Source organism: Caulobacter sp. GSs2 (assembly GCF_058680895.1).
In genome coordinates this window covers 3486385-3501524 of the sequence record NZ_CM178725.1, presented here as the reverse complement: position 1 = coordinate 3501524, position 15140 = coordinate 3486385, and the positions used below count along the sequence as shown (strand labels likewise).

Sequence of the window (15140 nt, the reverse complement as noted above, 5' to 3'; positions counted from 1 at the left end):
CCGTAAGCGGCGCGTCTAGGCCTTCAGCAGCTCGAAACTGCCCGCCAGGCCGTCGACCGACGAATTGGCCACCCACAGGTCAAACAGGCCCGGCTCGGCGATCCAGCGGTCCTGGTCGCCGACGAACATCAGAGCCTCGCGCCGGATCTCAAACTTCACCTCGCGGCTGGCGCCGGGGGCCAGGGCGACGCGCTGGAAGCCCTTCAGCTCGCGCACCGGGCGGGTCCGGCTGGCGACGCGGTCGCGGATATAGAGCTGGACCACGTGCTCACCGTGCACAGCGCCGGTATTGGCGACCCTGGCCGTGACGTGCAGCGTGTCGCTCCAGCGCAGCCGGGGCGTGCTGAGCTTCAGGTCGGTCAGCGCGAAGGTCGAATAGCCCAGGCCAAAGCCGAACGGATACAGGGCCTCGTTGCGGATCGACCGCCAGCGGGCCTTGTATTCCTGGGCGTTGGGATCGACCGGCGCCGGGCGGCCGGTGGTGCGGCCGTTGTAGAAGAACGGCTCCTGGCCGCTCTCCAGCGGGAAGCTGACCGGCAGGCGGGCCGACGGATTGACCGCTCCGAACAGCACGTCGGCGACGGCGTTGCCCATCTCGCTGCCCAGGAACCAGGTGGCCAGGATCGCCTTGGCGTCGCGGACCACGCCTTCCAGCGCGATGGCGCGGCCGTGGCGCAGCAGCACGACGACGGGCTTGCCGGTCGCGGCGATGGCCTCGGCCAGGCGCTGCTGGACGGGCGGGATGCGGATGTCGGTGCGGGACTTGGCCTCGCCGGTCATGTCCTGGCTTTCGCCCACCGCCAGCAGCACGATATCGGCGGCCTGGGCCGCGGCCACCGCGCGCTCGAAGCCGCCGGCCAGGGTGGTTTCGACCTCGCAGCCGCGCTCGACAATCAGACTGGCCGGATCGGTCATGGCGGCGCGAAGGCCGGTCGCCAGGTCGACATTCAGGCTCTTGTCGCCAAAGAAGGCCCAGGGCCCCACGACATTGTCGCGATCCTCGGCGAACGGACCGATCAGGGCCAGGCGCTTGCCGCCGCGCGGCAGGGGCAGGATGGCGCCTTCGTTGCGCAGCAGGACGATCGAGCGCCCGCCGGACTCGCGGCTCAGCTGGCGCAGATAGGGCGTCGCCGTGCGCATCGCCTCGACCTTGTCGTTGATCGAGCGATAGGGGTTGTCGAACAGGCCCAGCGCTTCCTTCAGCGCCAGCACCCGGCGCACCGAGGCGTCGACCACCGCCATGGGCACATCGCCCGAGGCGGTCAGCTCCGGCAGGTAGCGCAGATAGAGGCCGCTCTGCATGCTGATGTCGACGCCGGCCAGTATGGCGTGGCGGGCCGCGTCGCGGTCATCGACGGCATAGCCGTGGGCCACCAGCTCCTGGTCGGCGGTGTAGTCGGAGATCACTACGCCCTTGAAGCCCCACTCCCCGCGCAGCACGTCGGTCAGCAGGCGCTTGTTGGCGGTGGAGGGCACGCCGTTGATGTCGTTGAAGGCCGACATGGTGGTCAGGGCGCCGGCGTCGAAGGCGGCCTGGAACGGCGGCAGGTGCACCTCGCGCAGCGTCGCTTCCGACAGTTCGACGGCGTTGTATTCCAGCCCCGCCGTCACCGCGCCATAGGCGGCGAAGTGCTTGGGGGTGGCCAGCATGCTGTCTTCGGCCTTGAGGTCCTTGCCCTGGAAGCCGCGCACTCGGGCCGCGCCCAGCACCTCGCCCAGATAGACGTCCTCGCCGGCGCCCTCGGCCACACGGCCCCAGCGCTGGTCGCGGGCCACGTCGACCATCGGCGCGAAGGTCCAGTGCAGGCCAGAGGCGCTGGCCTCGGACGCCGCCGCGCGGGCCGTGCGCTCGCACAGGTGGGGGTCAAAGCTGCCGGACTCGGCCAGCGGGATCGGGAAGACCGTGCGGAAGCCGTGGATCACGTCGGCGGCGAAGATCAGCGGGATCTTCAGGCGCGAGCCCTCAACGGCGGCCTTCTGGGCCTCCAGCGCCCCGGCCGTGCCCATACCGTTCATCAGCACACCGATGCGGCCGGCGCGGGTTTCGGCCAGCAGGGTCTGGGCGTTGCGGATATTGACCAGCGGATTGATGTCGCCGATCGGCGGGCGGATCATGTCGGCGAAGCACGACAGCTGGCCGGCTTTCTCCTCGATGGTCATCTGGGCGAGTAGCGCCTCGATCCGGTCGGACGCCCGAACGGCCGCGCGGACTGGGGCGGTGACGGAAAACCCCGCCAGGGCCGCCGCGCCGGCGAGCATGGACCGACGGCTTGGCCCGGACCGGCCGTCTTCACTCGCCTTCGACACCATCGATTCCCTTTACCCGCCTGAGGCGGGCAAACTCGCCGCTAACGTCGACAGGCGCAACCGCGCTCGCCTATTCGGCGGCCTGGACCGCATCGGCCGGCGTGCGACCGGCGTTGTAGACATCCAGATCAAGGATGCCCTCGCGCTTGGCGACAATCGTCGGCACCAGGGCCTGACCCGCGACGTTCACGGCCGTGCGGCCCATGTCGAGGATCGGGTCGATGGCCAGCAGCAGGCCCACGCCTTCCAGCGGCAGGCCCAGCGTCGACAGGGTCAGGGTCAGCATCACCGTCGCGCCGGTCAGACCCGCCGTGGCAGCCGAGCCGATCACCGAGACGAAGACGATCAGGAAATAGTCGGTGATGCCCAGGTGCAGGCCGAAGAACTGCGCCACGAAGATCGCCGAGATGGCCGGATAGATGGCTGCGCAACCGTCCATCTTGGTGGTCGCGCCCAAGGGCACGGCGAAGGCCGAATAGGCGCGCGGCACGCCCAGGCTGTGCTCGGTCACCGCTTCGGTCATCGGCAGGGTGCCGACCGACGAGCGCGAGACGAAGCCCAGCTGAATGGCGGGCCAGGCGCCGGCGAAGAACTTCAGCGGATTGAGGCCATTGGCCGCCAGCAGCGTCGGATAGACGACGAACAGCACAAGGGCGAGGCCGATATAGATCGCGCCGGTGAACGCCCCCAGCTGGCCCAGGGTGGTCCAGCCATACTGCGCCACGGCGTTGCCCAGCAGGCCGATGGTGCCGATCGGGGTCAGGCGGATCACCCACGACAGCACCTTGCGCACCACCACCAGGGCCGAGGCGTTGAAGGCCAGGAAGCCCTTGCCGGCCTCACCCGCCTTCAGGGCGGCGACGCCGGTGACCAGCGAGATCACCAGGATCTGCAGCACATTGAACGACAGCGAGGTCTTGGCCGCGCCGGCGTCATTGATCGTGGTCGAGGCGGTCAGGCCAAGCACGTTGGCGGGCACAAGGCCGGTCAGGAAGTCGAGCCACGAGCCATTGGTCTTGGGCGCATGGGCCTCGGCGGCGGCGACCGTGGTGTGCAGACCCGGCTGCAGGACCAGGCCCAGGGTGATGCCGATCAGCACGGCGATCAGGGCGGTGACAGCGAACCAGAACAGGGTGCGCCAGACCAGCCGGGCGGCGTTCTGCAGTTCCGCCAGATTGGCGATGCTGGCGACGATGGCGGTGAACACCAGCGGCGGCACCAACACGCGCAGCAGTTGCACGAAGATCGAACCGATCTGGCGCAGGGTCTCGGCCAGGACGAAACCCGCCTCGCCTTTCGCCGGACCCAGCTCACGGGCCAGCAGACCCAGGCCCAGGCCGATGACCATGGCGATCAGCACCTGGAAGCCGAAGCCGCTGATGAAGCGGGATTTGGAGGTCGCGGCGGCCATGATCGATCCTGAAACTTTGCTGGGCGCCAATGTCGTGCGGATAGGTGGGATTTGCCAGCACGGTTTTCCGAGAGCGGCTTTAGGAAAGCTGAGGCGCAAGCGGCGCCTACTCAGCGCGCAAACAGCAGGTCAGACCAGCGCCAGGCGCGCGATCCCAGCGCCAGACGCGCCGCGCCGGGGCCGTCTTTCAGCGAGATCAGCACCAGGCCCCGCATCGGCTCGGCGCGACAGGCCTCGGGCGCGAAGGCCACCTCCATGGCGATGGCCTGACGGATGCCGGCCAGGCCCTTGCCCTCCTGGGTGTTGGTCCTGACCCAGTCGCCGTTCCAGACCAGGATGGCGCGGCCAGCCCGGATCGTCTCGGGATGGGCGCTGGCCACGGCGGCCTGGACGCGGGGGTTCTTGCGCAGCGCCGTCTGCAGCAGCCGCACCATGTTGCAGCCTTCGCCGCCGCCCGAGCCTGACCCGGCGGTGGCCGCGCCGAGCAGATCGGACTCGCCCAGACCCGCCAACAGTTCGGGCGTCGCGACCCTGACGGCCTGGATCGGCTGGATATCCGGCGGCGCGGGCGTTGGCCGGGCGGGACTGCGCGGACGCGCGGCCTTGGCCGGCGCCGGGGCCTCGGTCTTCGGCGCGATCTCGGGCGGGGGCGGAGGCGGAGGCGGGGTTGGAGGCGGGGGCTCCATCATCGAGACGATGATCGACTCCGGCTCGACGGGCGGCGCGGCGGAACGCGACAGGAGCAGGCCGGTCAGGACCAGAGCGTGGGCGGCCAGGCTGACCGCCACAGCCAGCAGGCGGCCTCGCCCGGCTGGCTTGCGGCGTTCCGTCCTCAGGCCTGCCCCTCTGTCGCGCATCGCAAATCCATGACTGACCCGAACTCGTCAGCCTCTGAACATCACGCCCCCGCGTCAGGATCGTGGCGCCCCGGACAGCAAAACGCCCGCCGACGCTGGAGGGCGTCGACGGGCGTCGTCAGCTAATCCGGTCGAGGCGTTAGTGGCCGCCGACCACTTCCTCGGTGATCTCGTGCACGGGCGCCTTTTTGGCGGCCAGCGCGAACCACAGGACATAGACGTAGCAAATCAGCGGCGCGGCGAAGGCCAGGGCCTTGGAACCGGTCGCCTGCTCGATCGAGGCGAACACCAGCGGCAGGACAGCGCCGCCCACAATGGCCATGCACAGCAGGCCCGAGGTCGCCGAAGTGGGCGCCGAGGACCGTTGCAGGGTCAGGGTGAAGATGGTCGGGAACATGATCGAGTTGAACAGGCCGATCAGCAGGGCGGCGCCGGCGGGGATCAGGCCGCTGGTCAGCGGCGCCTGGGCCAGGAACAGGTTCAGCACGCCGGTATGGGCAGTCGGGACCATGTCCCTGGTGACGATCACCACCAGGCACAGCGCGATCGCACCCAGGGCCACACCCGCCAGCAGCACATAGTCCTTCACGACCTTGAGCAGGGCCGAGCCGCCGAAGCGGCCGATCATGGCGAACACCATGTAGAAGGTGGTCAGCTTGCCGGCCTGCTCGGCCGAGATGTTGAGGATGTTGGTCTGCTCGAGGAACAGCAGCAGGTTCAGCGAGATCGCCACTTCGGCGCCGACATAGACGAAGATGCCCAGGGCGCCCAGATTGGCCCATTTGGACTTCAGGGCGGTGAACGGGCTGACCAGCTTGCCGGTCTTGGGGGCGGCGTCGGTGATCCGCTGGCGCACCAGGAAGATGGCCAGGATGAACAGGGCCAGGCCCAGGCCGATCGCCAGATAGACGTTCGAGACAAAGCCCAGGGCCTGCTCGCGCATGGCCTGGGTGACGACGATATCCTTCTCGAAGATCTCGCCCTTGAGCAGGAAGTTGGCGCCGAACCACAGGCCGCAGGCCGCGCCCAGCGAGTTGAAGGCCTGGGACAGGTTCAGCCGGAACGAGGAGTCCTCGGGCTTGCCCAGCGAGGCGATCAGCGGATTGGCGGCCACCTGCAGCAGGGTGATGCCCGAGGCCATCACGAACAGGGCGGTCAGCACGAGGCTGTAGGTATGAAGCTTGGCCGCCGCGATGGCGATGAAGCAGCCGGCGACGATGCCGCCCAGGCCGACCATCACCGACTTGGCGTAGCCGATCTTCGACAGCAAGGCCGCCGAGGGCAGCGACATCAGGCCATAGGCGATGAAGAAGGCAAAGCCCGTCAGGTTGGCCTGGACCGGGCTCAGGGTGAAGACCGTCTTCATGGTCTTCAGCAGAGGATCTAGCAGGTTGGTGACCAGCGCCCAGATGAAGAACAGGCAGGTGACGTAGACGACGGCCAGGGCGACGCCCTTGCCCTTCTGGGCGGTAGCGGTGCTAGCCATCGATCAGACCTCGTTCCGCGACGACCGGCTTTTCGCCGATCCATTCACCGTGGCGCGCATCGGCGCGCCGCAACCCAAGCCTGTCATGTTTCACTCCCCTGTCCGTCTTCGCGGGACGCGGCATTCCTTCCAGACGTGACAACGTTGTCAAGAGAGGGTGCGCCGCAGCATGGATTTGGGAGCGCTATCAGCGGAACAAAACGCCCAGCGGACGGTTAGTCCCGCAGCTTGGGAGAGCTTCCATGACCACCCTCGTCATCATCATCACATCCGGTATTTTCGCGGTCGCGGCCATCATCGGCCTGATCGACCTGTTCGTGCATCTGGTCTGCTGGAGCGCGCGGTCGCTGCGCACGCCAGACGCACTGTAAGAGCGCTCAAACGACGGAATTCAACGGCCCGCGCAGGGAATCACCGCGTAGCGCGTCGCCACGAACCAGCGGGCGCCAAGGTCCAGCTCGTAGGGCGCGTTCGGCGTCCAAAGGCGGCCGGCAAGCGCCGGATCCAGCCTGGCCTCGGGCGCCAGCGGCGCGACGACCCACGCCGGAGGATCGGCGCCGGCGCACACCGCTGACACCTGCGCCAAGGTCGGGACTTTCGGCGACGATGGCGCGAGGCCAAACGGCGTACGCCAGTCTTCGCCGACCAGATCAGCGGCGATCAGCCGATCGATTCGGGCGTTCAGGGTGATGGCCAGGGGCCGCGACAGCACCACCCCCGCGCCCTGGAACTTGCTGGCCCAGCTGGCCTGGCCCGCGAGGGCCCAGGGCTCGACATCCCCCGCCAGCCAGAGGACCTCGCCCGGCCGCGTGGCCAGCATGGCCTGCAGGGCGGGGTCTGGCCCGGAATCGCGCTGCCGCGCGAAGTCGGAGCGGTTGTCCCACAGCAGCAGGGCCAGGAGCGCCAGCGCAGCGGCGCCCAGCATGGCGGCCCACGGCTTGAGCCATGTGGGTCGCGCCGCCAGCCCCAGAGCCAGGGCTGCGGCGATCCAGCCCGGCAGGCCACTGTTCCAGATCAGCCCCGGGCCAACGCCCTGCCCCGGCGGCAGGTCGGCCAGGCCCTGGTGCAGCCCCTTGAGCCGAACCAGCAGCCAGGCCAGCAGGACCAGCTCGGTCAGCCCGATCATCACGCCCGAAGCGCGTTTGGGCGCGCTCCAGGCGGCGCGGTCGCCGATCAGGACAGCGGCAAGCGCCACGCCGGCCGCGATCATGGCGATGGCGCCCCAGCCGATATAGGTCCAGCCGATGATCAGGGCGCACAGGGCCAGCACGCCCGTGGGACCGCGCCTGGCCAGGTCTCGCCCGCAGATGGCCAGACCGGCGGCGGCCAGGATGGCCATCAGGGCCAGGGTCCGCCAGGCCTGGAGCTGGATCGGCAGCACCAGCGACAGCCGGTCGGCCATCCAGGCAAAGCCCAGGCCCAGCAGACCGGCGATCAGGGCGGCGGTCATCAGGCGGCGAACCGGGCCCTGGCTCAGGCCGGCGGCCAGACCCAGGGTCACGGCCTGGACGGCGATCCGTCCCCAGGCCTCGGCCGGCCAAAGAGACGCAAAGACGGTGGGGCTGCGGTCCTCGCTGATCGCCCGCCAGGCCGGGTCCATGACCAGCAGCAGACGCTCGGCGACCGGCAAACGCAGGGCGGCGGCGGCGGCCAGAACCACCGCGCCGGCCAGGCCGGCCAGCAGCCAGCGGCGGTCTTCCAGGCACAGGGCCACGAACAGTACGGACAGGCCGCACAGGGCCATGATCGGATGCAAGGCCATGGCCGCGACCAGCATCCCGCCCGCCAGCCAGCGCCGATCGGACAGCCACGCGGCCAGGGCCGCCAGGCCCACGGCCTCGACCAGGATGCGCGGGGTGGCGAAGGCCTCGCCATAGGCGAACACTTCATGCGCGCCGTAATAGGGGGCGACAACGATGACCAGCACGGTCGCGGCGCGGCGCCAGACGACGGGCAGGTCGGCCAGCAGGCGCGACATCAGCAGCAGCAGGGCCGCCAGCCACAGGACCAGACCCAGGCCGCTGACCAGCAATACGGCGGCGTCCAGGCCCAGCCCCTTCACCAGCCAGGCCAGGGCCGGGGTATAGAGGCTGAAACCGAACTGGCCGTCATGGGCAAAGATCAGGTCGCGGCCGACACCCTGCGGGTCCAGCCGGGCCAGGGCGTCGCCGAAATAGAGCCGGGCGTCATGGCGCAGCCCGACATGGACGCGGCTCAGCGCCATCAGGGATGCGGCGACCGCCAGGAACGCCCAGCGACCGATCCGCCAGGTCCCCGGCCCGCTCACGGCCCCGAAGCTCAAGACTGGGCGCGAGGCGCGCGAAACAGCAGCGCCCGCCGGACGGTGAAGTTGAAGATGAAGACCAGTCCTGCGGTGGGGATCTTGGCCAGGCCCGGCGCCATGGCCAACCGCTCGACCCAGAAGGCCATCAGAAGCTGGGTCAGGACCAGGCCCGCCAGGCCCACGCCCAGAAAGCCGGCGAATTCGCGCTTGCGGTCAGCGATCGGGCGATGGCGGAAGACCACCGAAACGCTCAGGCCATAGGTCACGGCGATGCCGGCGGAAAAGCCGATGGCCGTGGCGACCAGATAGTTCAGCCCCGCCCCGTGCAGGACCAGCAGCAGGCCCCAGTCCACCGCCAGGGCGGCCGCGCTGGCCAGGCCGTAGAGGCCCAGTTCCCGCAGGCCCACCGGCAGTCGACGCCAGAGGTCGGCTAGCAGGTTCATGCTCAGGCGGCGACCTTGCGCGGCACGGCGCGGACGCTGCTCAGGGCTTCACGAGCGCCGGAGACGCCGGCCTCGCCGTATTCGGCGTCTTCATTGACCTCCCACACGTCGTGGATCGTCTCGCCGGCGATGATGTTCTCGGCCGTCAGCAGGCCGGTCATCATGGCGTGGTCCTGGTTGTTGTACTTGTGCATGCCGTTGCGGCCCACCAGGTGCAGGCCCGGGAAGTGCATCTTCAGATCTAGGCGGATCATCTTGATGTGCTCGGCATAGGCGTCGTCATAGACCGGGTAGGCCTTGTGCTGGCGCACCACGCAGGCGTCATAGACCTCGTCGGGGTTCATCAGGCCGATCTTGGCGATCTCGCGCTTGGCCTGGGCGACCAGGTCCTCGTCGCTCGAGGTCCACAGGCCATCGCCCTCGAAGCAGAAATATTCCAGGCCCAGGCACGTCGAAACGCCGTCGGGGATCATTTCGGGCGACCACGAGCGGAAGTTCTGCACCCGGCCCACCTTCACCGACGGGTCGTGGATATAGATCCAGTTGTCGGGCAGTTCCTTCTGCGGCTTGCCGATCAGCACCACGGTGATGAAGTCGCGGTACATCAGCTCGCCGGCCTGGAACAGGCTGATCGGTGTGGGCGTCACGGCCTGCATCAACTCGCGCAGCGGGGCCGAGGATACGACGTCATCGGCCGTATAGGTCTCCGTCGAGCCGTCGGCGCGGGTGACCTCGACGGTCCACAGGCGGGTAGCCTTGTCATAGCGCAGGCCATCGACCTTGCGGCCCATGCGCAGCTGGCCGCCCAGGGCCAGAATCTTGTCGGCGCAGGCCTCCCACATCATGCCGGGGCCCTTGCGGGGATAGCGGAAGCTCTCGATCAGGGTCTTGGGCGCGCCCTCGGCCGTGGCCTTGGCGCGGACGCCCAGCGAGCGCTTGACGCCGTCGATGATGGCGGCGGCCAGGTCCAGGCCCTTGATGCGCTGGCTGGCCCAGTCGGCCGAGATCTCGTCGCAGCTCATGCCCCAGACCTTCTCGGTATAGGTCTTGAAGAAGATCGAGAACAGCTTCTCGCCGAACTGGTTGCGCACCCACTGGTGGAAGGTGGTCGGGTCCTTGATCGGACGCGCCTTGGCCCAGCCGAACGAGGCCATGCAAAGCGCCGCGGTCCAGACGCCCAGATTGGCCAGGGCCTCGAAGGCCTTCAGCGGATAGGCATAGAACTTTTCGCGGTAGTAGATGCGCGACAGGCGCGGCCGGTCGATGAAGTCGTCGGGCAGGATCTCGTTCCAGAGATCGACCACCTCCTTGGACTTGGAAAAGAACCGGTGACCGCCGATGTCGAACTTGAAGCCCTTGTAGTCGACGGTGCGGCTGATGCCGCCCACATAGACCGGGTCCATCTCCAGCACGGTCACGCCCCGCCCGGCCTTGGCCAGGGTATAGGCGGTCGTCAGACCTGCGGGGCCGGCTCCGATCACCAGGGTTTCGACGTGCTGGGCCATGTCCATTCCAATCCCGTTTTCCGAGGCCAGAATGGCGATGCTTGGTTAAGGCCGGGTCGCGAGGCGTGGTGAATCGCCATTAATTGTGAATGGGCGACGATGGGTCGCGCCGGCGGCGGGACACGGCTTCGCCGCTTCACGCGGTGGGCCGCTGAAGAGATGGGAAGGGTCGCGGAGCGTCCGGGCCTCGCCCGGATGAGGGTTTGTACAAGTACCGTTTCGACGAAGACAGACGCTCCGCGTGATCGTTATCCCTCTGGCCGGGGTGCGCAGGCCTGTTCAGCCTTTTGCCCCACCCGGGCTTTGCCCTCCTCGCGACGGACCCAGCCTTGGGCTGCAGCCGCGCCGATTCCGGAGGAACCCGGAGCGAACCTTCGGACGGGCGGGGGCCTTGGCTAGCCCCCGATGGGCGGGTTTACGTCACCCGCCCTCTCTTTAAACCGGCCGCCCGGGCATACGCCCGAACGGTGGCCCCGCTCGATCACCCCTGACAGCCGTCGCTGGTCGCCGGCCGGACGCCCTTCCCGTGCTGTCAGGTGAGATTGATTATGCAGGCGGTTTCGGCGCGTCTGATGGGCGCGATCAACTATTTTGCAAGCCGTTGATCTGGCTTGGGTTTGTTCTGGGAAGTGCGGGGATACAGTACGGCCAATCCCCATAACTCCCGTCATTCCCGCCCTTGTGGCGGGAACCTCTCGTACCGCCGCAGGTGCGGGAGGGGCGAAGTGCGCGCGCACTTCGCTGGCGCTTCACGTAGCAGCTGAAACAGGGGTTCCCGCCACAAGGGCGGGAATGACGGTGATTTATTGGAAAGGCGCCCGCCCCCCTTCGCGTCGAAGGGAGCCATCCTTAAATCTCACGGCGAGACGATCGCCGGACTGGAAAGGTCTCTCAAGGACGGCGCTCCGCGTCGCCGCGACGCGGCCGCCAGAGGCGGTCCTAGATCCCTCTTCTTTAGGGAGAGGGAGGGGCCCGCCGCGAAGCGGTGGGAGGGTGAGGGGTTACGAGGCTTGACGGCGTGCCGGCACTCCGTCGAACGCCGTAACCCCTCACCCCAACCCTCTCCCTATGGGAGAGGGAGCAACGAACGCTTCCCACCCACAACAGACCTTCAATCTGTCGCCCCCCCTACTCCGCCAGCGCGTCCCGCTCCCACGCCAGATACTCCGGCGTCTGCAGCAAACGATCACAATAGGCCTGCGCCGGCTCCGTATCGCCGTAGTCCGCCAGCTTGATCCCATAGGTCGCAAACCGCGTCGCCACCGGGGTGTAGAACGCGTCGGCGATCGACCACGCGCCCAGCAGAAACGGCCCGCCCGAGCGCTCCAGCAGCTGGTTCCAGCGCGCCGCGATCTTGCGGATGTCCGCCTGGGCCGCCTCGGACAGGTCGATGATCTTGTCGCGGGTCTCCAGTTCCATCGGGCACTCGGTGCGCAACGCGCCGAAGCCCGAATGCATCTCGGCCGCGACCGACCGGCCCAGAGCCCGCAACGCCTTGTCGGCCGGCCACAACCCGGCGTCCGGATAGGCCTCGGCCAGATATTCGCAGATGGCCAGCGAGTCCCAGAGCACCAGGTCGCCGTCCTTCAGCACCGGCACCAGGTTGCTGGGCGAGTGCTTGCCGATCTCTTCCGAAAGCCCGACCTGGCGCAGCTGGATCAGGGTTTCGGTGAACGCCGCGCCGGTGTGCTTGAGCGCCAGCCAGGGGCGCATCGACCAGCTGGACCATTTGCGGGTGCCGATAACGATTTCCATGACGCGTATTCCCTGACGGCAGATGGCGGGTAGCCATCCCGATTAACCTGCGTCTAAAGTCGCCACAACAATTAGAACAAACGTTCGAGGGAGCAGACGCCCATGGCGGAAACGGCCACACCGTCGCCGGTTATCAACCCCGTCTCGGCCGGCTATCGCCGCTATGCCCTGTGGGTGCTGCTGATCATCTACACGCTGAACTTCCTAGACCGGCAGGTGGTCAATATCCTGGCCGAGCCGATCAAGGCCGAGCTGGGCCTGGCCGACTGGCAGCTGGGCATGATGACCGGCCTGGCCTTTGCGATCTTCTATACCGTGCTGGGCATCCCCATCGCCCGGCTGGCCGAGACCAAGAACCGCCCGATGATCATCGGCATCTCGGTGGCCGTCTGGAGCGGCTTCACCGTGCTGTGCGGCTTCAGCCAGAACTTCTGGCAGCTGATCCTGGCCCGCATCGGCGTGGGGGTCGGCGAGGCCGGCTGCACCCCGCCCGCCCACTCGCTGATCAGCGACTATGTGCCCCGGGAAAAACGGGCCAGCGCCATCGCCTTCTATTCCATCGGCACGCCGCTTGGCACCCTGGCCGGCATGGCCATGGGCGGGCTGGTCGCCGACGCCTATGGCTGGCGGGTCGCCTTCATGGTGGCCGGCGCGCCGGGTATCATCTTCGCCCTGATCGCGGCCTTCACCCTGGTCGAGCCGCGCCGCCAGCTGGCCGCCGACATCGCCGCCCGCGCGGCTTCACAGATCAGCTTCAAGGCCGCACTGACGGTTCTGGGCACCAAGAAGACCTTCTGGCTGGTGGCCCTGGCCGCCTCGATCAAGGCCTTTATCGGCTATGGCCATGCGCCCTTCACCGCCTCGTTCTTCTTCCGCAACCATACGGCCGAACTGGCGGAGCTGGCGGCGATGTTTGGCCTCAAGTCCGCCGGCTTCCTGGGTCTGGCCCTGGGTTTGATCGGCGGCACCGCCGGGGTGATCGGAGCCTGGCTGGGCGGAGTTCTGGCCGACCGACTGGGGGCCAAGGACCTGCGGGCCTATGTCATCGTTCCGGCGATCGCGTCCCTGATCGCCATCCCGTTCTACATCCTGGCCATCAACCTGCCGAGCGCCATGCCGGCTCTGCTGGTGCTGACCATCCCGACCCTTCTGGGCACCCTGTGGTACGGCCCGGTCTATGCCACGGCGCAAAGCATCGTGAACCCGGCGATGCGGGCGACGGCGGCGGCGGTACTGCTGCTGATCATCAACCTGATCGGTCTGGGCCTGGGCCCTCTGGGCGTCGGCGCGCTGAGCGACTTCTTCGCCGGGCCGATGGGCATGGGCGCCGCCGAAGGCGTGCGCTGGGCCCTGATCGTCTCGACCCTGATGGGTTTGGGCGCCTTCGCCCTGTTCTGGCAGGCCCGAAAGACGATCCGCGAGGACATGGTGGCCTAGATTCTGTGACGTCTCCCTTCCCCCTGCAAAGGGGGAAGGGCTTCTGGATCACCCTGGCAAATCCCGCTGGCGCTGCGACTTCCGTTACGTCTACAGTCCCCTCAACAATTAGAACAAATGTTTGAAGGGAGCGCGCCAGCATGGCAGACGCGATTGCGTCCAGCGGAACAAAACCGCTGTATTCCAACGGCTACAAGGCCACGGTGCTGGGGCTTTTGCTCGCCACCTACACCTTCAATTTCATCGATCGCACGATCATCGCCACCATCGGTCAGGCCATCAAGGTCGACCTGAAGCTGACCGATACCCAACTGGGCCTGCTGGGGGGCCTGTATTTCGCCCTGCTCTATACGATCCTGGGCATTCCCATCGCGCGCCTGGCCGAGCGCTTCAACCGCGTGACGATCATCTCGGCCTCGCTGGTGATCTGGTCGGGCTTCACCGCCCTGTGCGGCAGCGCCGCCAGCTTCGCACAGCTGGCCGCCTACCGCTTCGGGGTCGGCATCGGCGAGGCGGGCTGCTCGCCGCCATCGCACTCGCTGATCAGCGACTACTATGCGCCCAAGCAGCGGGCCACGGCCCTGTCGATCTATTCGTTCGGTATTCCGCTGGGCACCATGTTCGGCGCCGTGGCCGGCGGCTGGCTGGCCCAGGAGTTCAGCTGGCGCGTGGCCTTCGTGATCGTCGGTCTGCCCGGCATCCTGCTGGCGGTGATCGTCAAGCTGGTGGTCAAGGAACCGCCGCGCGGCCATTCGGAAGCCAAGGAACACCCGCTCGAAGCCGAGGATGTGGTGGTCGAGCCGCCCAAGCTGGCCTTCTCGATGGCCAACGAGTTCCGCGAAATGTGGGCCGTGACCAAGGTGCTGTTTGGCAAGTGGCCCGTGCTGCACATGGTGCTGGGCGTGACCATCGCCTCGTTCGGCTCCTATGGCTCGGGCGCCTTCGTGCCGTCCTATTTCGTGCGGGCCTTTGGCCTGGACCTGGCGCAGGTGGGCCTGATCACCGGCCTGATCGGCGGCTTCTCGGCCGGGGTCGGCACCCTGGTCGGCGGCTTCCTCAGCGACTGGGCCGGCAAGAAGAGCGCCAAATGGTACGCTCTGACGCCGGCTCTGGGCCTGCTGATCTGCACCCCGATCTACGTCCTGGCCTATCTGCAGCCGACCTGGCAGGCCACGGCCCTGATCCTGCTGGTCCCGGGCATCTTCCACTATGTGTATCTGGCCCCGACCTTTGGCGTGGTTCAGAACTCGGTGGATCCGCATCGCCGGGCTACGGCGACGGCGATCCTGTTCTTCTTCCTCAACCTGCTGGCGCTCGGTGGCGGGCCGGTGTTCACCGGCTGGCTGATCGACCATCTGGCGCAGTACAACTTCAACACGCCTGACGCCGGCGGCCTGATCGCTTCGCTGTTTGGCTCGTTTGGTCTGCCCGAGACCGCCACAAACTTCGCGGTCGCCTGCCCTGGCGGCGTGGCTCCGGCCGGTTCGCCGGTGGCGCTGGCCGACCAGTGCCGCACCACCCTGGCCCTGGCCAGCCAGCAGGGCATCATCGTCTCGCTGTGCTTCTACGCCTGGGCCGGACTGCACTACGCCCTGGCCGCGATCGGCATGGTCAAGCACATGAAGGAACGGGCGGTGGCCCAGGCCTAACCTCGA

General features: G+C 67.8%; 12 protein-coding genes. 3 read left to right on the top strand and 9 right to left on the bottom strand.

What is annotated here, in order from left to right; genetic code table 11:
- Positions 1-15: 15 nt before the first annotated feature.
- The 4 genes from ACW17Z_RS16975 to ACW17Z_RS16960 all read right to left on the bottom strand — a co-directional run bounded on the left by ACW17Z_RS16975 (position 16) and on the right by ACW17Z_RS16960 (position 6061).
- On the bottom strand, positions 16-2310 hold the full coding sequence (locus ACW17Z_RS16975; RefSeq protein ID WP_492056871.1) for a glycoside hydrolase family 3 N-terminal domain-containing protein: 2295 nt from the start codon (positions 2308-2310) through the stop codon (positions 16-18).
- Positions 2311-2377: 67 nt separating this feature from the next.
- On the bottom strand, positions 2378-3718 hold the full coding sequence (locus ACW17Z_RS16970; protein ID WP_492056870.1) for a dicarboxylate/amino acid:cation symporter: 1341 nt from the start codon (positions 3716-3718) through the stop codon (positions 2378-2380).
- 110 nt (positions 3719-3828) lie between these two features.
- Positions 3829-4575, bottom strand: coding sequence for a hypothetical protein (locus ACW17Z_RS16965; protein WP_492056869.1), 747 nt, complete (start codon positions 4573-4575; stop codon positions 3829-3831).
- A gap of 139 nt (positions 4576-4714) precedes the next feature.
- A complete protein-coding gene (locus tag ACW17Z_RS16960) occupies positions 4715-6061 on the bottom strand; it encodes a sugar MFS transporter (RefSeq protein ID WP_492056868.1) in 1347 nt (448 codons plus the stop codon).
- A gap of 242 nt (positions 6062-6303) precedes the next feature.
- On the opposite strand from ACW17Z_RS16960, the gene ACW17Z_RS16955 reads away from it, so the two are divergent.
- Positions 6304-6432 (top strand): hypothetical protein, encoded by a 129-nt coding sequence (locus tag ACW17Z_RS16955; protein ID WP_492056867.1) that lies wholly within the window; start codon positions 6304-6306, stop codon positions 6430-6432.
- Positions 6433-6452: 20 nt separating this feature from the next.
- On the opposite strand, the gene ACW17Z_RS16950 is transcribed toward ACW17Z_RS16955, so the two are convergent.
- From ACW17Z_RS16950 to ACW17Z_RS16930, 5 genes are all read right to left on the bottom strand, one after another.
- On the bottom strand, positions 6453-8348 hold the full coding sequence (locus ACW17Z_RS16950) for a hypothetical protein (protein WP_492056866.1): 1896 nt from the start codon (positions 8346-8348) through the stop codon (positions 6453-6455).
- Positions 8349-8359: 11 nt separating this feature from the next.
- Complete coding sequence (locus ACW17Z_RS16945) at positions 8360-8788, bottom strand: GtrA family protein (RefSeq protein WP_419320775.1); 429 nt, start codon at positions 8786-8788, stop codon at positions 8360-8362.
- A gap of 2 nt (positions 8789-8790) precedes the next feature.
- Positions 8791-10293 carry an NAD(P)/FAD-dependent oxidoreductase gene (locus ACW17Z_RS16940; RefSeq protein WP_419320774.1) on the bottom strand — a complete coding sequence of 501 codons (1503 nt, stop codon included), beginning with the start codon at positions 10291-10293 and terminating at the stop codon, positions 8791-8793.
- 954 nt (positions 10294-11247) lie between these two features.
- Positions 11248-11391 (bottom strand): hypothetical protein, encoded by a 144-nt coding sequence (locus ACW17Z_RS16935; protein WP_419320266.1) that lies wholly within the window; start codon positions 11389-11391, stop codon positions 11248-11250.
- A 30-nt stretch (positions 11392-11421) separates the two neighbouring features.
- Complete coding sequence (locus ACW17Z_RS16930; RefSeq protein WP_492056865.1) at positions 11422-12048, bottom strand: glutathione S-transferase family protein; 627 nt, start codon at positions 12046-12048, stop codon at positions 11422-11424.
- Between the two features lie 102 nt (positions 12049-12150).
- On the opposite strand from ACW17Z_RS16930, the gene ACW17Z_RS16925 reads away from it, so the two are divergent.
- Both ACW17Z_RS16925 and ACW17Z_RS16920 read left to right on the top strand, forming a co-directional pair.
- Positions 12151-13485, top strand: coding sequence for a spinster family MFS transporter (locus ACW17Z_RS16925; protein WP_492056864.1), 1335 nt, complete (start codon positions 12151-12153; stop codon positions 13483-13485).
- Positions 13486-13625: 140 nt separating this feature from the next.
- Positions 13626-15134 carry a spinster family MFS transporter gene (locus ACW17Z_RS16920; RefSeq protein ID WP_492056863.1) on the top strand — a complete coding sequence of 503 codons (1509 nt, stop codon included), beginning with the start codon at positions 13626-13628 and terminating at the stop codon, positions 15132-15134.
- Positions 15135-15140 lie beyond the last annotated feature (6 nt).